Here is a 21,087-nt window from a genome sequence, read left to right on the forward strand (position 1 = left end):
CATGACCAGCATTCTAGACCAGCCCGACATCCTGTTTCCGGACGTAATCCGCCACAATGCCAGATTCCACGGTATCAAAACGGCTGTCGTCTGCGGCGACGATCGCCTGAACTGGCGTGAGTTTCACCTTCGTACGAACAAGGTCGCCAATGCACTCGTGCGAGCCGGACTTCAGAAAGGGGACCGCGTATGCTTCTTCATGCAGAACTCCATGGCGGCCTTCGAGTTGATCTGGGGCACGATTAAGGCCGGAGGCGTGGTCTCGCCACTGAATGTCATGATGGCCGCTGATTCGCTACCGGCCATGATCGATAACGCTGCGCCGCGTTTCATATTCGTCGACAGCGAGCTCGCTGGCGCGGTCGATGCAGTCCGGGGCGCCGTGCGGAATAAGCCGGATATTTTTTACGCGGAGTCTGGCGCGGTTGAGGGCTGGCAATCATACGTCGAACTGGTTGAGGCCGGTTCCGAGGCGGAGTACTTTCCGGATCTGAAGCTGTCCGATACGATGACGGTGCTCTACAGTTCCGGGACCACTGGTGTTCCGAAAGGCAGCGAGCATACGCACGCAGCGCGCCACTTCTATTCGCTCGGCTGCGGTCCTGCCCTGCGAATGGATCCTTACAGCGTGGCGCTCTGCGCAACTCCGCTGTACACAAATGGAACCTGGATCACCCTCCTTCCAGCGCTGTACCTCGGCGGCACAGTAGTTCTCGCCCGCAAGCTGACGCCTCAAGCCTGGCTGGAACTGGTGGCGCGCGAGCGGATCACCCATGCATTCCTGGTTCCCACTCAGTGCATCGGGATCGTGGAGCGTGCGTCACCCGAATATGACGTTTCATCGCTGCAGGGAATTCTTTATGGTGGTGCGCCGATGACCAGCCAGACAGCGGCGGCCATGGCGAAGACCTTCCCGAACACCCGCATGTACGAGATCTACGGGATGTCCGAGGGGTGGTGCACGCTCGCATATCCTGAGGATCGCGCGCACGGCAGGAGTTCCACCGTGGGCAAACCGGTGTTCGGAGGCGATATTTGCGTCATCGATCCAGAAGGCAGGGAACTGCCACCCGGAGAGCAAGGCGAACTTGCCGGCTGGAGCGCTGGGCTTATGAAGGGATATCTTGGCGACCCGCAGCGCACCGCAGATATCGTCTGGAAGGGCCCGCATGGGCGCACTTATCTGCGAAGCGGCGATATCGGATACATGGACACGGAAGGGTTCTTCTTCGTGAACGGCCGAGTGAAAGACATGATCATCTCTGGCGGCATCAACGTGTTTGCATCGGATATTGAGGAGGTCTTCATGCAGCACCCCGCGGTGGCCGAAGCTGCGGCCATCGGGATTCCGCATGACAAATGGGGTGAAACCCCGATCGTTATGGTTATCCTGCGGCAGGGCCATCAGATCGATGCAGTTGCACTCAAGGAGTGGGGCAACCATCGCCTCGGTAAGTTCCAGCGAGTGAGCGAGGTGAAATTCGTTGATGATTTTCCACGGGCCAATTACGGCAAAATTCTCAAGCGGGTGCTGCGCGAGCCATACTGGGAAGGGCGCGAGCGGAGTATTTGATGAAGCGCTGCGGTTCGGACGGGAGTGATCTTCACATCGCGCTGGTATGTCACAACCGATTGCTTGCGTCCGCGACCACGACACTCACGTTCAGCTCGTCGACGAGGTATTTCAATTTTCAACGACGCGCATTGCTTGGGGCTGAGGAGGTCGCACATGAATCAGGAAGATGATGCAAAGCTGGCATATCTAATGGCGGTGAACGCCATCCAGATGACCAAGGCGCGGTATTGCCGCTTCGTCGACACGAAGCAGTGGGATCGCCTGCGAACGTTATTCACGGCCGATTGCCGATTTGAAGGGTTGGGATCAGCCCCTGACAGAGCAGATCTCGACATCTTCATTCAGGGGATTTCGCGTCGACTGGCGCATGTTGTCTCTGTCCATCATTGCCACATGGGCGAGATCGAACTCGTCGGCGCCGACGAGGCCAAGGTCATTTGGGCGATGGAGGATCATCTGGAGTGGCAGGACAGTGGTGAAGTAGTCGAAGCTCCGGGCAACCGGGGCTTCCGCGGCTATGGACACTACGAGGAGTGCTATGTCCGGCAAGGCGATACGTGGAAAATTTCGCTGCTTCGCCTGACCCGGCTTGGAATCCACCCGATTCCGGATGCACAGCCGCGCCTCGGGACCGGGCGCCTCGGAGCCAACCCAGATTGGCTGCCGTCTGACAGGCGTCTGCGATGACAGCTGAGCGGAAGCATCTCCATTCGCGCTGCATCACGTGTGAAGCGTACTTGTGCGAAGACGGTTCGGTCGAGCTTGAGGGCATGCTGACGGATACCAAGTCCCACCCCTTCAACGTGGGTGATCAAGGCGTGCTGCCGACAGGCCATCCGGTCCACCAGATGCTCGTGCGCCTCCGTGTGGCCTCGGATTTCCGAATCACCGAGGCGGAGGCACGCACGATTCATGGGCCGTACAGGGTGTGCGGTGATATTGCACCCCAATACAGCAAACTTGTCGGCCTGACCATCGGGCCCGGCTTCAATGCTCTGGTGAAGCGAATGTTCCGGGAACGGTTGGGCTGCACGCATCTGACCGAACTTCTGCCGGTTATTGCCACGGTTGCTTATCAGGCGATCTGGTCGGAGTTTCGCAGCTTCGAGAAATTCGACCCTGCCAACGCGGCGGAACGACGGTCCACCCCGCTCGGGGGCTGCCATGCACTCCAACCGGATGGGGAAGTGGTGCGCCTGCATTTCCCCGACCGCTATAAGCCGCCCGACCCCTCCGCCTAGTGTTCCGCCCCAGAAATAACTTTGTAGGCGAGGAGAGCCTGGGCATAAGTGAAGTGGTTGAAGCCGACGAAGCTGCGGTTTGTTACCGCGCCAGCGAGACGTCCCAGGCGTCGCGTGAGAAAGCGATCGAGTTCCGCCTGATCAACCACCTTGCGATCATTACGCTCAAGCGGCCTGGCGGATTCAACCGGTCGTCGCAACACCAAATTTCGAGTGCTCCATCGGGATAAGTCTGTGCCGTTTGGGAAGTACTGTCGTAGAAGGCCATTCGTGTTTTCGTTCGTGCCACGCTGCCATGGGCTGTGCGGGTCGGCGAAGAATACCTTTACACCGGACTCGATAGTGGAGCGTGCGCGATCGGACAGCCTACGATACACCGGCTGAATACATCAAGCACTACAGCCAGATACAGAAACCCTTCGCCGGTCAAAATGTAGGTGGCATCAGCCACCCATAGCACGTTCGGCGCGGCGACGCTGAAGTGGCGGTGCACCAGAATCGGGCGCGCGCCCGAGCGGTGACGGGGGTGCCGCTCATATGGCTTCCAGGTCAGGCAACAGCCTGTCGCATTCACGCTTCACGACGCCGTAGCATTCGCACACGCGTTTTTCGAGCCCAGGTCTATCCAGCACCTCGATGTGCCCATGGCTGTAACGGATCAGGCCCGCGTCCTGCAGCTTCACCGCCGCTTCTGTCACGCCGGCGCGGCGCACACCCAGCATGTTGGCAATCAGTTCCTGCGTCATGTTCAATTCGTTCGAGGGCAGACGGTCGAGGCTGAGCAGTAGCCACCGGCATAGCTGCTGGTCGATCGAATGGTGCCGGTTGCAAACCACGGTCTGCGCCATCTGCGTGATCAATGCCTGGGTGTAGCGCAGCAGCAGCCGTTGCGCGGGACCGGCGCGATGGAATTCCTCTTTCAGGATGCGGGCATCCAGCCGGTATGCGCGCCCCGCGCTTTGTACGACCGCACGGTTCGGCATCGTTTCGCCACCCATGAAAAGAGCGATACCGATCATCCCTTCGTTACCCACAATCGCAATCTCTGCGGACGCGCCGTCCTCCATCACGTAGAGCAGTGAAACGATAGCTGTCGACGGTAAATAAACATGGTCGAGCCGGTTGCCCGACTCATACACGACCTGTCCCAACGCCATGTCCACCGGCACCAGGTGGGGGGCGAGGCGCGCCCACTCTGTCTGCGGCAATACCGCGAGGAGATGGTTGCCGTTCCGATTGTCTTCCTTCAACATCAATACATCCCCTGCGGAGGGCCTGACGGCCAGGCCGCTTTTCGACCTGTTCCTGTTTGTGATCCATGATGCAAAGCAGTGAAACAAGCACATGGTGTGTCGAAGAAATGGTGAGGGGCTTGACTTACCTCAAGCCCGCTTTCTTCGTACGCCTCGCGTGGTAAAACAACCCCGGTGCAACGCCAGCGCGCCAGACTTTCTCCAGCCGCCATCTGTAACCGGCTACACTGATGCTCCAGCAGCCTAAAGCGACGTGTCATGAATGATGCCAGTAATATTTCTCCGACACCTGGAGCTGCTACTGGTCCCCGGATCGTCGCCATCGGGGCATCAGCCGGTGCGCTTCATGCGTTAAGCCTATTTTTTCGTGCGGCTTGCACGATCCCACACGACATTGCCTTCGCGGTCGTGGTACATCTGGCGCCCGGCGCCGAAAGTCACCTCCCGGAGTTGCTGGCCAAAGATACGTCTTTTGCCGTGTCGGCCATCGAGGACGGCGCGACGCTGCGGCCGGGGCACGTCTATGTTATCCCGCCGAAAGTGTCCGTCGTTATCGAGCAGGGCGCGTTCAGGCTGCGGCCCGCGGTTGAGCGTCCGACGATTCCGATGCCGATCGACGCGTTCTTCACGTCGCTGGCCACCGACCAGCATGATCGCGCGATCGGCATCGTGCTCACTGGTGCAAACGCGGACGGTTCGGCGGGCCTGAGAGCCATCAAGGCTGCTGGTGGAATGGTGATGGCGCAAGCGCCGGAGACGGCCGAACACGATTCAATGCCCACGCATGCGATCGCCACCGGGCTGGTCGACTACGTGCTGCCGGTCGAAAAAATGCCCGCTGTACTGTTTGATTACATTGCGCGTTCCACCGAAGAAATGTCGTCGGTGTCAGGCAAACTCGAGGTACAGACCGATCTCGAACCGGTGCTCCGGGCCCTGGCGGCTGCCGGCTCTGATTTCAGGGGGTACAAACGGGGCACTCTGGGGCGTCGCATTGCCCGGCGCATGGCGGTCAATCAGGTGGACAGCCTTGACGCGTATTGCGAGATCCTGAGGACTTCGGTCGAGGAAGCTCAGGCACTGAGTCTGGACATGATGATCGGCGTGACGGAATTCTTTCGCGATCCCGAGGCGTGGAAGGCCCTGGCTGAACGCGTCGTGGACAGTCTTCTCGGCGAGCAGAAAGGCGATCAGCCGCTGCGGATCTGGGTACCCGGATGTGCAACGGGGGAGGAGGCCTATTCGATGGCCATGCTGCTCACGGAGGAGATCGAGAAACGCAAGATCACTCGATCCTTCATGATTCTTGCATCCGATGTGAACCGGATAGCCCTCGCGCGTGCCCGCCAGGGCATCTATCCGCCGGGTGTCGCGTTACCCGTCGGTGAGGAGCGGCTCGAACGCTTTTTCCGCGCACACGGCGATGGCTATCAGATCGACCAGGCGCTGCGCGAAACGATCCTGTTCACACCACAGAACCTGATTGCCGATCCGCCTTTTTCCCGCGTCGACCTGATCAGTTGCCGCAACCTGCTGATCTACCTCGAACCCGCAGCGCAGCAGCGTGTGTTCGAGGTATTCCATTTTGCGCTCAATCCGAAGCGCTATCTGTTTCTGGGGCGATCGGAGAGCACCGATCCGGACTCCAGCCAGTTTCAGGAAGTCTCCAGGACCTGGCGTATCTACCAGCGCAGTCCGGCCGCCACAGCGGTTGTGTCCGGCTACCGGTTCTCCGCCACAGGGGGAAGGCGAGAGGAATTTCCGTCCGCAAGCCGTGGCGGAGCCCGTAGCAAGGGGTACGCAGAACTGGTCAACGGCACCCTGCTTGCAGAGCACCACGCAGCATCGGTGCTGATCAATTCCGCTCACCAGGTGCTCTATGTGAGCGGTTCGACCGACGAGTACCTGAGACAACCCGCTGGCGAGCCGACGGGCAACATTCTCGACATGGCGCGCGAAGGCCTACGTCTGAAGTTGCGGATCGTCTTGCGCCGCGCGACCCAGGATCAGACTGTTTCGCCGGTCAGCGAGGTCGTATCGGACGGGGGGGCCCCTGGGGTGAAGATTACGGTGACCCAGCCATTCGACACGGCGCACACGGGCAAAGCGTTGCTCGTCGTCTTCGCAAGGGTTGCGGTGGCCGACCGGCCTGCTTCGCTGGCGCCAACCGGCGTGGACTCCGATCTCTGGCATCTGGAGAGCGAACTTCGCACCACGCAGGTTGAGCTTGGCAGCACGATCGAGGAACTGGAAGAAAGCAATAGCGAATTGCGAGTGTCGAACGAGGAAATCCTTTCAATGAACGAGGAGTTGCGCTCGGCGAATGAAGAACTCGAGACATCGAAAGAAGAACTGCAGGCCCTTAACGAGCAACTGAATGTGGTCAATTCCCAGCTTGGGCAGAAGGTCCACGAGTTGGAGATGCTCAGCGAAGACGTGACGAATCTTCTAGCCAGCACAGAAATCGCGACCTTGCTTCTCGACGGGCACGCGGTGATCAAACGTTTTACTCCGCGTGCCGCGCGGATTTTCGGTCTGGCGTTGGCAGATATCGACCGCCCGATCACGAATGTTCTGGGGAATCCTCTGGGCGATGCGCTGCTGGAGGATGTTCAACGGGTACTGTCAGCGCAGACCGGCCAGGCAGAAAAGGAAATCGAAACGGTGACCGGAGAGTGGTACGTTCGACGCATCACGCCGTATATCGCGGTTAAGGGAGCATCGCCCGCAGGGGTGGTGGTGACGTGGAACGATATCACCCATGTGAAGGCGTCCGACGAGCGGTCCCGCCGTCTTGCCGCGGTCGTCCAGGATTCGAACGATGCCATGACGGTGTTCGATCTGAACGGGCGTCTGATGGCCTGGAACCGGGCCGCGACCGCGATGTACGGTTATACCGAAGCCGAAGCGCTGGGCATGACGGTGTCCGATATGCTGCCACCGGGCGCCAGACAGGATCACCTCGATTTCATCCGTTACGCCGCCCACAACGAGGCACTGCATTCCTATGAAACACAGCGGGTCACGAAAGGCGGTCGCGTGGTCGACATCTGGATCACCCTGTCGATTCTCTCGGACGATCAGGGTCATGCCGTGGCTATTGCCACGACGGAGCGAGAACTCACTGATCGCAGCCTGAGCAACGCCCAGCTTCGGGAGCGTGCCGAACGCCTGGCGCAGGCCGACCGGCGAAAGAACGAATTTCTGGCGATGCTTGGACACGAACTGCGTAATCCGCTCGCTGCCCTGTGTTCCTCTGGAGATTTGCTCGCCTCGGAAACCATCGATCCGCGACAAAAGTCCTGGGCCGTCGGCGTCATCCAGCGGCAAGGTCGATCGATGACGCAACTGGTCAACGAGATGCTGGATCTCACGCGTATTACGAGTGGCAGCATAGAGTTGCGTCGTCAGGCGGTCACGCTGAAAGCGGTCATCCAGAGCGCGGTCGAGGTTTGCCAGCCGATTATTGACGAACGGCATCACACCTTGTCGGTGTCGCTACCGGACGAGCCGGTGTTGATGTACGTCGACCCCACCCGGCTATCGCAGGTCGTCGAAAACATCGTGATCAACGCAGCCAGGTACACGGAACCTGGCGGCCATATCAGTCTCACAGCGACAAGAACCGGCCGTCGGCTTTCGCTTCGTGTCAAGGACAACGGAAGGGGAATTCCTGCTTCGATGCTCAGCACGCTTTTTGACATGTTCGTCCAGGGGCCGGTGCCCTACGGTCAGCTTCATAATGGGCTGGGAGTCGGCCTGTCCGTGGTCCGGCGGTTGGTTGAGTTACATGGCGGATCGGTTCGGGCCATCAGTGATGGCAGGACAGGTAGCGAATTCATCGTCGATCTTCCGCTGGGCATGATCCCGCCCGGCGTGGAACAGGCCGGTACACCGCAGGAACCGGTCAACGCGGGTCCGCGCAAGATACTCATCATTGACGACAATGCCGACGCGAGCGAGGCCCTGGCCATGCTTCTGGCGGCGGAAGGGCATGTGGTGGAGACACGGCTGGATGGCCCCGGGGGGCTCGAAGCCGCTTCGACTTTCAGGCCGGACGTTGTGCTCCTTGACATCGGATTGCCCGGCATGGACGGCTATGAGGTGGCGAAGCAGTTGCGCGACTCTGTGGCCACGTACGACACGATGCTGATAGCCGTCACCGGCTACGGGCAACCAGGCGACCAGCTCAGATCCGCAGAGGCGGGACTTGATTACCACCTGGTCAAGCCAGTGGATATCAACGCGTTGACGCGTCTGCTTGCTGTGCAGGTGAAACCCCGCGGCAGATAAATAAAGAGACTGGACAGATGCCGCCGCAAAGCTTGCGGGCGTGCCGCGCACCGGAAGCGTTTCTGCGGGTACCCGGCGTCAACACGTGCCACGCAATGGCGAACAGTTGTTGCCCATAGCGGAAATCCGCCACTGGACCAAGAGAGTATTTCCGCACTGGTGTCCCAATGTCCGGCCCGTTGCTTCATTTCTCGTCTTGACGGTACGTCACCGAGCCGACTGCTCTTCCGGTGATGGGGCGATTGCGACCGATTGGCGCCGGGAAACATTGCCAGCAATCCTGAAGGCGACGGCACATGAGTGCTGCTGACTACGCATTGCAGCGACGATCCCGGTCGTGAACCGCAACCGTCGACGTATATCTTGACGCAGATTCACGGAAAGCACGGCACCGTACCGATTTCCATCCTGTGAAAGAGCAATGTCTCTGCTAACGTCTTCGGCCCCAGCTTCGTCGAGGCCCTGGGCAGCGACGCGCAGATCCAGCTTTTTTCGTTCATTCACCGTCTACCGCCCTTTCCAGCACGGAGGAGTCACTGTGTCTTCGATATCGGCTCGAGCAGCCCGACACGATTTGCGGATGGCCCAGGTAGCAACACAGGCGAATGACTACCTCGACCTATGCGCCAGATCGAGGTGTTCATGGTGCGTCGGCCAGTCAGGATGAGCCTTTCAGGCTAACCATCGATGTTTCGACTCAAGCGTGCTTGAGCGTATTCCGCGAACTGCAGCACACTTCATTGAAAGAGGGCAACACCATGACCTATCAGAGCGTCAACCCGAATACCGGCAAGACATTGAAGAGCTTCGACGAGCTGAACGATCAGCAGCTTGAAAAAGCGCTGTCCACCGCTCAGTCATGCTTCCATGTGTGGAAGAAAACCAGCTATGCGCAGCGCGCCGCGATTATTTCCAGGGCTGCCGGGCTGATGCGTGCAAATGTTGACGAATTCGCCAAACTGGCAACGCTCGAAATGGGCAAGCGCATTGACGAGGCGCGGGGAGAGGTCAACTTCAGCGCCGACATTCTCGACTACTACGCGAGGCATGCGGAAGCGTTCCTGGCACCGACGAAGCTCCATCCGAAAGTCGGCGAGGCCCATATGGAGACGAGTCCATTCGGCGTGCTGTTCTGCGTGGAGCCATGGAACTTTCCGTACTATCAGCTCGCGCGCGTCGCAGGGCCACAACTGATGGCGGGTAACGTGCTGGTGGTCAAGCACGCAGGCTGCGTACCGCAATGTGCGATTGCCTTCGAAAAGCTTCTGATTGACGCGGGTGCACCGGTGGGCGCTTACACGAACCTCCTGATCTCGCATAAACAGGCTGAACGGATCATCGATGACCCGCGCATTCAGGGCGTGGCGTTGACGGGTAGCGTCGCGGCCGGCAGAAGTATTGCGGCGCGAGCTGGCCAGAACCTTAAAAAGACGTCGATGGAACTTGGCGGCAGCGATGCGTTCATCGTGCTCGACGACGCCGATCTGGAGAAGACCATTCCGTGGGCAGTTTGGGGCCGCATGTATAACGCCGGCCAGACCTGTTGCGCCGCGAAGCGCTTCATCGTCCTCGATTCGATTGCGGACAGGTTTCTCGAGAAATTCAAGGCCGCGCTCAACGAACTGAAGCCTGGCGATCCGATGGATGAAAAGACCACGCATGGTCCGCTGTCGACCGAGGCGGCCCTGACGCAATTGCTCAAGCAGGTCGACGATGCGGTCGCAAAGGGTGCCACGCTGGTGATGGGCGGAAAGCGCATCGACCGGCCCGGCTCGTTCATGCAGACGACGATCCTGACGGATATCAAGCCCGACAACCCGGCCTTCCGTGACGAGTTTTTTGGCCCGGTCGTCTCATTCTTCCGCGTCAAGGACGAAGCCGCCGCGATTGCACTGGCCAACGACTCGGACTTTGGTCTGGGCGGCTCGGTCTTCACGGCGGATGCCGCACGCGGCAAGCGCGTGGCGAGCGGAGTCGATACCGGGATGATGTTCATCAACAACATCGACTGGTCCGATGCCGAACTGCCGTTTGGCGGTATCAAATATTCCGGTTACGGGCGCGAACTCGGCAACATGGGCATCCAGGAGTTCGTCAATACCAAGCTGGTCCGTACCGCCCACCTCAACGCACCGGCCTGAGCGCCGCTGGGAACGCCTGCCATGTATATCAACGTTGCCGTGCTGACGGAGACCCGGGCACACGAGCGCCGCGTGGCGCTCGTGCCTTCCGTGGCCCAGAAACTGATCAAGCTGGGGGCCCGGCTGCACATGCAGCCGGGGGCAGGCGCAGCCATTCATCTGGACGATGCCGCGTTCGAGAACGTGGCCTTCATCGCCGATCGCACTGCCCTGGTTAAAGACGCCGACGTCGTGCTCGCCGTGCAGCCACCCGCACTCGATGTGGTCAGCGCGATGAAGGAGGGTGCGATCCTCGTCTCATTCATCTATGCGCACCACGAACCCGCGCTCGTGAAGCGTTTGCTCGAAAAGAAGATCACGTGTTTCGCGATGGAGCGCGTGCCGCGCATCACACGTGCGCAAGCTATGGATGCGCTGTCGAGCCAGTCTGCGCTGGCGGGCTACTACGCGGTGCAATTAGGCTCGACGCATCTTGCGCGCGTGGTGCCCAAGGTTACCGGCGCGGCGGGCTCGATCGGCCCCGCCCGCGTGCTGGTCATGGGCCTTGGTGTGGCGGGGCTGGAAGCGATTGCCACCGCCCACAGGCTTGGCGCAATCGTCGAGGGCTACGATGTGCGCCCCGAAACCCGGGAGCAGGCGCTTTCGCTGGGCGCCACGTTCGTCGATACCGGTGTCGACGCACGCGGCAAGGGCGGCTATGCGCGCGAGCTGCACGCCGATGAAAAGATCAAGGTTGCAGCCGTGCTCACGAAGCACATCCAGAGCGCGGACCTGATTATCACGACCGCCGCCATTCCCGGCAAGGCTTCTCCGAAACTCATCAGTCACACGCAGGTTCTGGGCATGAAGGCCGGCGCGGTGATCGTCGATCTGTCCGCCGAGGGAGGCGGCAACTGCGATGACACACGGCCGGGGGAGACCGCGCAAATCGGGCAAATAACCATCGTGGCACCGCTGAACGTCCCTTCGCTGCTTGGCGAGGATGCGAGCGAACTGTATGCGAAAAACCAGTACAGCCTGCTCGCATTGATGATGAAAGACAACGTCATCGAGATCGACTGGAGTGACGAAGTCCTCGCCCGGACGGTCCTGACACATGCGGGCGAGAACAAGGCCGAGGCGGACGGCAAGACGATGAAAGTCGCCACCCCTCCCGCCAGTGCGCCAGCGGTTGCACCGACTCAGGCGTGAACCCACCGAGGATACCGGCATGAATTTCCAGATCAGCATTTCAGGCTTTGTCGCACTTTACATCTTCATGCTGGCGGGCTTCGGGGGCTGGGTGATCATCGGACGCGTACCGGCCATCCTGCACACGCCCTTGATGTCCGGCTCGAACTTCGTGCATGGCATCGTCGTGGTTGGCGGCATCTATGCGCTGCTGAACGCGAGCACTGTGCAGGAGCAGGTCATCGGCTTCTTCGCGGTGCTGCTCGGTGCGGGCAATGCGGCGGGCGGCTATGCGGTCACCGACCGCATGCTCGCCATGTTCAGGACCAGCGGCCATCCGGCTGGGCCTGCCCACCATCGCAAGGCCGGCAGTATCAAGTCCGTCCACGTGAAGAAGCACTAGGAACGCCGCCATGCTGACCCTCCTCCCACAGCTTGGTATCGGCATCGCCGATCTCGCTGCCGCGTTTCTTTTCCTGTACGGCCTGCACCGGATGTCCTCGCCTGTCACCGCGCCATCGGGCATTTTCGTGGCGGGCATCGGCATGGCGGTTGCCGTGCTGGCCAGCTTTCTGTACGCCTTCGGAGTGGATGCCGCTGCTCGGCCCGACCTCCCGGTCAACCTCGTTCTCGCGCTTGTAGCGCTTGCGATCGGCGGTGGCGTGGCCTGGTGGGGCGGCCGCAAGGTGGCCATGACGGCAATGCCGCAGATGGTCGCGATCTACAACGGCATGGGCGGCGGCGCGGCCGGCGCGATAGCTGCCGTGGAACTGTTCGGCAACAAGGCGCGGGGAGTAACCGAACTCGTCGCGACCCTGGCAGGCGCATTCATCGGTGCGGTGTCGTTGTCGGGGTCGCTGATTGCCTGGGCCAAGCTCGATGGGGTCATCAACAAGCCAGTCCGGGTGAAAGGGCAGCAAGTCTTCAACGGGCTAGTGCTGCTTGCTACCGTCGCGGTCGGTGCCTGCATCGTCGTCGCGAGCCTGGATCAGCGGGCATTGATCCTGGCAATGCCGGCGTGGATTTATGTGTTCTTTGGCTGCGCGCTGGCGGTCGGGATCTTGATGACGCTGCCGATCGGCGGTGCCGACATGCCGGTTGTGATTTCGATCTTCAACGCGTTTACCGGCCTTGCGGTGGGCATCGAAGGCTACGTGCTGCAGAATCCGGCCCTGATGATAGCGGGGATGGTGGTCGGCGCGGCCGGCATGCTGCTGACCCTTCTGATGGCCAAGGCGATGAACCGCTCGGTGAGCAATGTGGTTTTTACGAATTTCGGTGAAGTCGCCAGCCGCAAGCAGGGCAAGATAAAAGGCAGCCTGAAGCCGGTTCAACCCGGCGACGCTGGCATCGCGATGCGCTATGCAGCCTCGGTCATCATCGTGCCGGGCTACGGACTCGCGGTTTCTCAGGGCCAGGGCAAGCTGTTCGAATTCGTCAAGCTGCTGCAGGCGGGCGGCGTATCGGTGAAGTTCGCGGTTCACCCGGTTGCCGGGCGCATGCCGGGGCAGATGGACGTGCTGCTTGCCGAGGCCGGCGTGCCTTACGACATGATCTTTCAGCTCGAAGATATCAACGAGCAGTTTGCCAGCACGGATGTCGCGCTCGTTATCGGCGCTAACGACGTGGTGAACCCGGCTGCCCGGACTGACAAGTCGTCGGTCATCTTCGGCATGCCGATCCTTGACGCCGACAAGGCCAAACAGGTGTTCGTGATCAAACGCGGCGAAGGCAACGGCTATGCCGGCATCGTCAATGCCCTGTTCTATGCCGACACCTGCAGCATGGTCTACGGCGATGCCCAAGGCGTACTGGTCAAGATGATCGAGGCAGTCCGAGGTCTCGGCCTGCCGGCAGTCGCCTGATTCAGAAGCGAATCCAACCGGGAAACACATCATGAAAACGCACATGCAAGCCGCTGTGGTCGAACAGTTCGGCAAGCCGCTGGTACTGAAGGAGCTCGCCATTCCGACACCGGGTCCGGGCCAGGTGCTGGTCAAGACCGAGGCCTGCGGCGTATGCCATACCGATCTGCATGCGACCAACGGCGACTGGCCGCTCAAGCCCGGTTTGCCATTCACGCCGGGGCATGAGGGTATTGGTATTGTCGCCGCCCTCGGCGCGGGTGTGACGGCGGTGAAGGAGGGCGACCGGATCGGCGTGCCCTGGCTGTATTCCGCCTGTGGGCACTGCGAGTACTGCCTTGCGGCACGCGAGCCCGTCTGCGCCGAAGCACAGTTCGGCGGCTACACGAAGAACGGCGGCTTTGCCGAATACATCGTGGCTGACCCGAACTACGTCGCTCACATACCGGCAGGTCTGGCTGCCCGCGAAGCAGCACCGCTCATCTGCGCCGGCATCACTTCGTACAAGGGCATCAAGGAGACCCAGGCGCGGCCGGGTGAATGGGTCGTGATCTCAGGCGTCGGCGGACTAGGGCACCTGGGTATCCAGTACGCCAAAGCGATGGGCTTGCAGGTGTGCGCCGTCGATATCGACGACGGCAAGCTAGCCCATGCGAAACGCCTCGGCGCCGACGCCGTGGTTAATGCGAACGACGGCGACCCGATTGCCGCCGTGATAAGGGCCACTGGCGGCGGCGCGCATGGCGTGCTGATTACGGCGCCCTCTCTTGGGGCGTTCAAACAGGGCGTCGGCATGACGCGCAAATGCGGTACCTGCGTGCTGGTCGGACTGCCGCCGGGTGAATTCCCCACGCCGCTGTTCGATGTCGTGGCCAACTGCATCACGATTCGCGGCTCGTTCGTCGGCAATCGCCGCGATATGGCGGAAGCGCTGGCCTTTGCCGCCGACGGCAAGGTCAGGGCCGACATCGAGCTGCAGCCGCTGTCGGCGATCAACAACGTGTTCCAGCGTCTGGGACACGGCGATGTACCGTCGCGCGTGGTGCTCGAGTTCGCGAGCCACTGACCGTGGACGCGCCGGGCATGCAGGGGAGAGCTAACGTGGCTGTCGAACCCGATCTTCAGTTGAGCCCCGGACCTGCCAGTCTGAAATCCGGGTCGGTCGACGCTTTACTGTTGCGCGCGAGGCATGATCCTCATGCGCTGGTCCAGATCCTTCGCGAGGCGCAGGCGCGGCACACCTGGCTGTCACGCGAACTGCTGGGCTATATCGCCGGCGCGCTCGGCCTGACTCTCGCGCATGTGGAAGGCGTCGCAACGTTCTATCGCTTTTTCCATACGAGCCCCGCCGGCGAGTATCGCGTGCTGTTCAGCGACAACATCACCGACCGCATGCAGGGTAACGCGGCCTTGCTGGATGACCTCTGCCGACGCCTTGGCGTCCAGCGCGGGCAGATGCGCGAGGATGGCAGAGTCAGCGTCGATTTCTGTTCCTGCACGGGCCTCTGCGATCAGGGGCCGTCCTTGCTGATCAATCATCATCAGGTCGTCACCCGGCTCGACGCCGGGCGCGTCGCGCAGCTTGCCGAATTCATTGAATCGCGGGTGCCGGCAGCGCAATGGCCGGCGCACTGGTTCCGAGTGGACGATCACGTGCGGCGCGCCGATGTCCTGCTCGGCACGCCGCTGATACCGGGTGCCGCGATTGCGGCTGCGCTGGCACGCGGCGTGCCGGCGCTGTTCGATGAGATGAACCGCTCCAACCTGCGCGGGCGTGGCGGCGCCGGCTTCGTCACCGGCATGAAATGGCGGCTCTGCCGCGACGCGCCAGGCACCGAACACTACATCGTGTGCAACGCGGACGAAGGCGAACCGGGCACGTTCAAGGACCGCGTATTGCTGACCCGCCACCCCGACATGGTGGTCGAAGGGATGACGATCGGCGCGCTGGCGATCGGCGCGCGGCGCGGCATGCTGTATTTACGCGGCGAATACCGCTACCTGCTTGAGCCGCTGCTCGACGTGCTGCAGCGCCGTCGCGAAGCGCACTTGCTGGGGGCTTCGATTCTGGGCCACGCAGGCTTCGATTTCGACATCGATATCCACGTCGGCGCCGGGGCCTATGTGTGCGGCGAGGAGTCGGCGCTGATCGAATCGCTGGAAGGCAAGCGCGGCACGCCGCGCATCCGGCCGCCGTTTCCCGCGGAACACGGCTATCTGCAACAGCCGACCGTGGTGGATAACGTCGAAACCCTGTGCGCCGCCACGCACGTCGCGTTGCAAGGCGGTGCGTGGTGGTCGGCCATTGGCACGCCGAAATCCACCGGCACCAGCCTCCATTCGGTTTCGGGAGACTGCGAGCGGCCGGGCATCTACGAATATCCGCTGGGCACCAGCGTAGACCGGATCCTCGAAGATTGCGGCGCGCGCGACACGCAGGCGGTGCAGGTCGGCGGGCCGTCCGGGAAGTGCCTGTCGGCGATCGAATTTGGCCACCGGATTGCGTTCGAAGACGTGCCATCGGCGGGGGCCTTCATGGTATTCGACCGCTCACGCGACATGTTCGAGGTGGCGCGCAACTATGCCGGTTTCTTCGCCGAAGAAAGTTGCGGGTTCTGCACGCCGTGCCGGGTCGGTACCGCGCTGGTAGTGAAAAGCATGGACAAGCTCGCCGCCGGCCGGGGCTCGCGTCACGACGTCGAGCTGCTGTCGGACATCGATATCCTGATGCACGGCACCACGCATTGCGGCTTGGGCGGCTCGGCTTGCAACGCGCTGCACGACACCATCGTGAAGTTCCGGCCCGCGTACGAACGGCGTCTGAAGTCGCTGGAATTCGAGCCTGCATTCGATCTGGACGCCGAGATAGAGGCGGCACGCCGTGTGACCGGGCGGGACGACGACACGGTCACGCAACGGGAGAGCGCAGCATGAGCACACCTGCCAACGCGGGCAATACCAACGGTACCAGCCACGCTTTCCCGCTCGATGGAGAGGACGTCCCGTTCGAGCCTGGCGACACCATCCTGCAAGCCGCACGGCGGGCTGGCCGTTATATCCCACACCTGTGCTGGCATCCGGATTTTCATCCGCAGGGTTCGTGCCGTGTGTGCACCGTGAAGGTCAAGGGCCGCCCTGGCTCGGCCTGCACGATGCACGCCGCTGATGGGCAAAAAGTCGAAAGCAATACCGACGAGCTGAACGCGGAGCGAAAGATGCTGCTGCAGATGCTGTTCGTCGAGGGCAATCACTTTTGCCCCTCCTGCGAAAAAAGCGGCAACTGCCTGCTGCAAGCGACGGCCTACGAGATGAACATGGAGGGCGTGCTGTTCGACGAGTTCTATCCGCGCCGGCCGATCGACGCCAGCCACCCCGACGTCATGATCGACTTCAACCGCTGCATTCTGTGCGAGCTCTGCGTGCGGGCGAGTCACGACATCGACGGCAAGGACGTTTTCGCCATTGCCGGGCACGGCAGCGGCACCCACCTGGTGGTCAACAGCGTCAGTGGAAGGCTCGCCGACACCGAGATGGATCTCGCCGACCGGGCCACCAGCATTTGCCCGGTTGGGGCGATCCTGCCGAAGCGGCGGGGCTTCCTGATCCCGATTGGCGAGCGCCGATACGACCCGCAGACGGCCGCCGATCCCGACACGCAGGAGGCGTCATGAGCACGGCCACGAGCGCGGAGGTCGATGCGGCCCACCGGCCTCGCAAGCTGAAGGTGGCGACGGTCTCGCTCGCCGGTTGCTTCGGCTGCCATACCTCGTTCCTCGATATCGACGAGCGCCTGCTGGAACTGGTGCAGCACATCGAGTTCGACCGCTCGCCGCTCACCGACATCAAGGAGGTCGGGCAGTGCGACATCGGTCTGATCGAAGGCGGTGTCTGCAATTCGGAGAACGTGGAGGTGCTGCGGGCGTTTCGCGCGCACTGCAAGACGCTGGTGGCCATGGGCGCCTGTGCGATCAACGGCGGCCTGCCGGCCGAGCGCAACCGTTTCGCGCTGGCGGACGTGCTCAACGAGGTCTATCGCGATCGCGCCGGACTTCGCGAAGGCAGCGCGATTCCCGACGATCCGGAATTGCCGGTCCTGCTCCAGCAGGTGCGCCCGATTCATGCGGTGGTTCATGTCGACTACTTTTTGCCAGGTTGCCCGCCGTCTGCGGATGCGTTCTGGAGCTTCCTGAACGACCTGATGGCCGGGCGCACGCCGCATCTCGGCCACGCCCTGATGCACTACGATTGACGATCGGAAACCGGAGAGCACCGCATCATGAGCTTCGACCTCGAAACGGCCGCCAATCCGAAAGGATTGCGGCGTGTGGCCATCGACCCGGTATCGCGCGTCGAAGGGCACGGCAAGGTGACGATCCTGCTGGACGAGCAGCAGCGCGTGCAGCAGGTGCGTTTGCATATCGTCGAGTTCCGCGGCTTCGAGAAGTTCATCGAAGGGCGGCCGTACTGGGAGGTTCCGGTGATGGTGCAGCGTCTATGCGGCATCTGCCCGGTGTCGCACCAGCTTGCGGCGTCCAAGGCGATGGATCGGGTCGTGGGCGCACGGCCGGTCACCCGCAGCGCGGAGAAAATCCGGCGGCTGATGCACTACGGTCAGGTCATGCAGTCGCATGCGTTGCACTTCTTCTACCTGGCATCGCCCGATCTTCTGTTCGGCTTCGATTCGGAGGTCGACTTGCGCAATATCGTCGGCGTGGCGCAGGCGTATCCCGACATCGCGAAACAGGGCATCCTGCTGCGCAAATTCGGGCAGGAGCTGATCCGGGCCACCTCGGGCAAGCGTATCCACGGCACCGGTTCCATACCGGGTGGCATGAACCGGTATGTCAGCCAGGCGGACCGCGACATGCTGTACCGGGACGTCGATCAGATGACCGGTTGGGCGGCCGATGCCGTGGACATCGCCAAACAGCTTCACGCGCAGAATCCAGCCCTCTATGACAGCTTCGGCAGCTTTCGTTCGAACATGCTGTCGCTGGTGCGCGCGGACGGCGCAATGGATCTCTACGACGGTGTACTGCGCGCCCGCGACGCCGACGGTGGGATCATTTTCGACGGTGCGAGCGATCAGGACTATATGAGCCTGATCGAAGAAGAAACGCGCCCCTGGACCTACATGAAGTTTCCGCATCTGCGCAGCCTCGGACGCGATACCGGCTGGTATCGCGTCGGACCGCTGGCGCGCGTGCAGAACTGCGACTTCATCCCCAGTCCGCTGGCCGAAGCGCAGCGCAAGGAGTTCGTCGACTGGGGCAAGGGCTCGCCGGTTCATGCGACGCTCGCCTACCACTGGGCCCGCATGATCGAGGTCTTGCACGCGGTGGAGGTCATCAAGGATCTGCTCGACGATCCCGATATCCTTCAGGGTGAGTTGATGGCGAGCGGCGAGCGCCGCGCCGGCGGGGTGGGGATCATCGAAGCGCCGCGCGGCACGCTGATTCACGACTATCGCGTGAATGCCGACGATCTCGTCACGCACTGCAACCTGATCGTCTCCACGACGCACAACAACCAGGCCATGAACGAGGCCGTGCGCTCGGTGGCACGCGAATACCTGGATGGCCAGAGGTTGACCGAGGGCCTGCTCAACCGCATCGAAATCGCGATCCGTGCGTTCGACCCGTGCCTGTCCTGCGCCACCCACGCATTGGGACGGATGCCGCTGGATGTCGTGCTGCTGGGACCTGGCGGCGAGCCGTTCGACCACATGACGAAGTCGCACGACGGCGAGGTGATGCGCCATTCGCCGGCAGGCATGGGAGCGATGGCATGAACGCACCGCTGCTGATATTCGGATGGGGCAATCTGAGCCGCGGGGACGACGCACTCGGTCCATTGTTCGTGCAGCAACTGCGCCTGCTGGCTGGGACCGGGGCCGGCAGCCGGGTGGATTTCCTGGAGGACTACCAGTTACAGATCGAACATGCACTCGATCTGGCTTTTCGCGAGCGCGTGCTGTTCGTGGACGGCAGCGTCAATTGCGCGACGCCTTTCGAGGTGACCGCACTGCGCCCATCGCGCGACACCAGCTTTACGACACACGCGATTTCGCCGCAAGCAGTGATGCACGTGTATCGGGACCTGTACCACGCCGAACCGCCTGCGTGCACGCTGCTGGCCATACGCGGCATGCATTTCGAATTAGGGGCGCCCCCCGGTTCCCTCGCGCTCGATCATCTGGCTCGCGCGTTGGCATGGGGCCAGTCCTGGATCGAACGGCGCGCGGTGGCGCCTTCCGGCTTGTCCGGGATCGCTCATGCATGAACTCAGCCTCGCGGGCGGCATCGTGAGCATGGTTGAGGCAGCCGCCGCGCGCGAGGACTTCCGGCGGGTTGCGCAACTGCGTCTGGAGATTGGCGCGCTCGCCGGTGTCGAGCCTCAGGCCCTGCGTTTCGCGCTGACCGCCATGATGCCCGGCACTTGCCTCGCGGGCGGCGAGATTACGATCGACGAGATTGCCGGCATGGCCTCGTGTCTGCACTGCGGCGCCAGCGTAGAGATCGAAAGCCACACCGAAGCGTGCTCGCGGTGCGGCCAGTTCACGCTGAAGGCCACGGCGGGTACCGGCCTGCGCGTAGTTGACATCCTCGTATTCGACGATTGAAATTTTTCAGGAGAGAACGATGTGTGTCGTCTGTGGTTGTGGTACCGGGGCCGACCCCGAAACTGTTCACGCCGATGATGAGGAGGCCGGCACTTCGCACGTCGCGCCGACGTCTCTCAATGGTGAGCTGCATTACGGCGCCGGCGTTGCACGGCTTTCGGTGCCCGGCATGAGCGAGGCGCGGGCGATTCGCATTGAAACCGACGTGCTGGACGAAAACAGACGTCACGCTAACCGCAATCGGGCGCATTTCGCATCGCACCGTGTCACGGCACTGAACCTGGTATCCAGCCCGGGTTCAGGCAAGACAACGCTGCTTTGCGCCAGCATCGAAGCGCTGAAGATACGTCGGCCAGGTTTTGCCGTCGCGGTGATCGAGGGCGACCAGCAGACCAGCGTCGATGCCGAGCGGATTCGCGCCACGGGTGCGCCGGCCATTCAGGTCAACACGGGACGCGGGTGTCACCTGGACGCGCAAATGGTGGGCGAAGCCTTCGCGCACCTTGATCTTCACACAGCCGCGCATCACGCTCGCCACGCCGGGGCGATGCTGTTCATAGAAAACGTCGGCAATCTGGTCTGCCCCGCGTTATGGGATCTGGGCGAGGCCGCCAAGGTCGTGGTTCTGTCGGTGACCGAGGGCGACGACAAGCCGCTCAAGTATCCGGACATGTTCGCCGCCGCGACGCTGATGATCATCAACAAGATCGATCTCTTGCCCTATGTCAGTTTCGATGTGACCCGATGCATCGAGTATGCGCGGCAGGTCAATCCCTCCATTGACGTGCTCCGCGTTTCGGCCACGCGCGGCGACGGCATGGACGACTGGCTGGGCTGGTTGCTGCCGCCGCGCGTTGAACCGCGTTTCCGAACCTGGAAAGCGTCCTCCCAGCGGCGCACTGTCTTGCAACGGGTCAGGTGATGCA

At 61.9% G+C, this 21,087-nt stretch carries 17 protein-coding genes and 2 pseudogenes; 16 read left to right on the forward strand and 3 right to left on the reverse strand.

All coding sequences use genetic code 11. From position 1 onward, the window contains the following. Position 1: 1 nt before the first annotated feature. The 3 genes from BXE_RS39110 to BXE_RS39120 all read left to right on the forward strand — a co-directional run bounded on the left by BXE_RS39110 (position 2) and on the right by BXE_RS39120 (position 2,817). Positions 2-1,573 carry a class I adenylate-forming enzyme family protein gene (locus BXE_RS39110; protein ID WP_011493673.1) on the forward strand — a complete coding sequence of 524 codons (1,572 nt, stop codon included), beginning with the start codon at positions 2-4 and terminating at the stop codon, positions 1,571-1,573. 156 nt (positions 1,574-1,729) lie between these two features. Further along, a complete protein-coding gene (locus BXE_RS39115) occupies positions 1,730-2,263 on the forward strand; it encodes a nuclear transport factor 2 family protein (protein ID WP_011493674.1) in 534 nt (177 codons plus the stop codon). Further along, positions 2,260-2,817 (forward strand): DUF2889 domain-containing protein, encoded by a 558-nt coding sequence (locus tag BXE_RS39120; RefSeq protein ID WP_011493675.1) that lies wholly within the window; start codon positions 2,260-2,262, stop codon positions 2,815-2,817. The genes BXE_RS39115 and BXE_RS39120 overlap by 4 nt, the downstream gene beginning before the upstream one ends. Before the next feature lie 203 nt (positions 2,818-3,020). Here the strand turns inward: BXE_RS39120 and BXE_RS45530 are convergent. The 3 genes and pseudogenes from BXE_RS45530 to BXE_RS39125 form a co-directional block, all read right to left on the reverse strand. Next, a pseudogene (locus BXE_RS45530) lies at positions 3,021-3,149 on the reverse strand (IS30 family transposase); the annotation flags it as partial. A gap of 32 nt (positions 3,150-3,181) precedes the next feature. Continuing rightward, positions 3,182-3,349, reverse strand: a pseudogene (locus tag BXE_RS48370) (IS3 family transposase); the annotation flags it as partial. Position 3,350: 1 nt separating this feature from the next. Continuing rightward, positions 3,351-4,070, reverse strand: coding sequence for a Crp/Fnr family transcriptional regulator (locus tag BXE_RS39125; RefSeq protein WP_011493676.1), 720 nt, complete (start codon positions 4,068-4,070; stop codon positions 3,351-3,353). Between the two features lie 258 nt (positions 4,071-4,328). Between BXE_RS39125 and BXE_RS39130 the strand changes: the two genes are divergently transcribed. The 13 genes from BXE_RS39130 (at position 4,329) to hypB (ending at position 21,083) form a co-directional block, all read left to right on the forward strand. Beyond that, entirely contained in the window at positions 4,329-8,363 is a 4,035-nt protein-coding gene (locus tag BXE_RS39130) for a CheR family methyltransferase (protein WP_011493677.1), read from the forward strand. A 758-nt stretch (positions 8,364-9,121) separates the two neighbouring features. After that, on the forward strand, positions 9,122-10,504 hold the full coding sequence (locus BXE_RS39135) for an NAD-dependent succinate-semialdehyde dehydrogenase (RefSeq protein WP_011493679.1): 1,383 nt from the start codon (positions 9,122-9,124) through the stop codon (positions 10,502-10,504). 21 nt (positions 10,505-10,525) lie between these two features. Further along, positions 10,526-11,695 carry an NAD(P) transhydrogenase subunit alpha gene (locus BXE_RS39140; RefSeq protein ID WP_011493680.1) on the forward strand — a complete coding sequence of 390 codons (1,170 nt, stop codon included), beginning with the start codon at positions 10,526-10,528 and terminating at the stop codon, positions 11,693-11,695. Between the two features lie 19 nt (positions 11,696-11,714). After that, entirely contained in the window at positions 11,715-12,077 is a 363-nt protein-coding gene (locus BXE_RS39145) for an NAD(P) transhydrogenase subunit alpha (protein WP_011493681.1), read from the forward strand. Positions 12,078-12,087: 10 nt separating this feature from the next. Beyond that, positions 12,088-13,539, forward strand: a complete 1,452-nt coding sequence (locus BXE_RS39150; RefSeq protein ID WP_011493682.1) for an NAD(P)(+) transhydrogenase (Re/Si-specific) subunit beta — start codon at positions 12,088-12,090, stop codon at positions 13,537-13,539. 31 nt (positions 13,540-13,570) lie between these two features. Continuing rightward, entirely contained in the window at positions 13,571-14,605 is a 1,035-nt protein-coding gene (locus tag BXE_RS39155; protein ID WP_011493683.1) for a zinc-dependent alcohol dehydrogenase, read from the forward strand. A 35-nt stretch (positions 14,606-14,640) separates the two neighbouring features. Continuing rightward, positions 14,641-16,473, forward strand: coding sequence for an NAD(P)H-dependent oxidoreductase subunit E (locus BXE_RS39160; protein WP_011493684.1), 1,833 nt, complete (start codon positions 14,641-14,643; stop codon positions 16,471-16,473). Beyond that, the gene (locus tag BXE_RS39165) at positions 16,470-17,210 is read left to right on the forward strand and encodes a 2Fe-2S iron-sulfur cluster-binding protein (protein ID WP_011493685.1); all 741 of its coding nucleotides are present in this window, start codon (positions 16,470-16,472) and stop codon (positions 17,208-17,210) included. Before BXE_RS39160 ends, BXE_RS39165 begins: the two co-directional genes overlap by 4 nt. Further along, positions 17,207-17,788, forward strand: a complete 582-nt coding sequence (locus tag BXE_RS39170; protein WP_011493686.1) for an NADP oxidoreductase — start codon at positions 17,207-17,209, stop codon at positions 17,786-17,788. Before BXE_RS39165 ends, BXE_RS39170 begins: the two co-directional genes overlap by 4 nt. Positions 17,789-17,815: 27 nt before the next feature. Beyond that, on the forward strand, positions 17,816-19,330 hold the full coding sequence (locus BXE_RS39175; protein WP_011493687.1) for a Ni/Fe hydrogenase subunit alpha: 1,515 nt from the start codon (positions 17,816-17,818) through the stop codon (positions 19,328-19,330). Further along, on the forward strand, positions 19,327-19,821 hold the full coding sequence (locus BXE_RS39180; RefSeq protein ID WP_011493688.1) for a hydrogenase maturation protease: 495 nt from the start codon (positions 19,327-19,329) through the stop codon (positions 19,819-19,821). The genes BXE_RS39175 and BXE_RS39180 overlap by 4 nt, the downstream gene beginning before the upstream one ends. Next, positions 19,814-20,161, forward strand: coding sequence for a hydrogenase maturation nickel metallochaperone HypA (locus BXE_RS39185; RefSeq protein WP_011493689.1), 348 nt, complete (start codon positions 19,814-19,816; stop codon positions 20,159-20,161). The genes BXE_RS39180 and BXE_RS39185 overlap by 8 nt, the downstream gene beginning before the upstream one ends. Before the next feature lie 19 nt (positions 20,162-20,180). Further along, positions 20,181-21,083 (forward strand): hydrogenase nickel incorporation protein HypB, encoded by a 903-nt coding sequence (gene hypB, locus BXE_RS39190; protein ID WP_011493690.1) that lies wholly within the window; start codon positions 20,181-20,183, stop codon positions 21,081-21,083. The last annotated feature ends 4 nt before the right edge of the window (positions 21,084-21,087 follow it).

Origin of the sequence: Paraburkholderia xenovorans LB400, from assembly GCF_000013645.1 — a bacterium.
Classification (GTDB): Bacteria; Pseudomonadota; Gammaproteobacteria; order Burkholderiales; family Burkholderiaceae; genus Paraburkholderia; species Paraburkholderia xenovorans.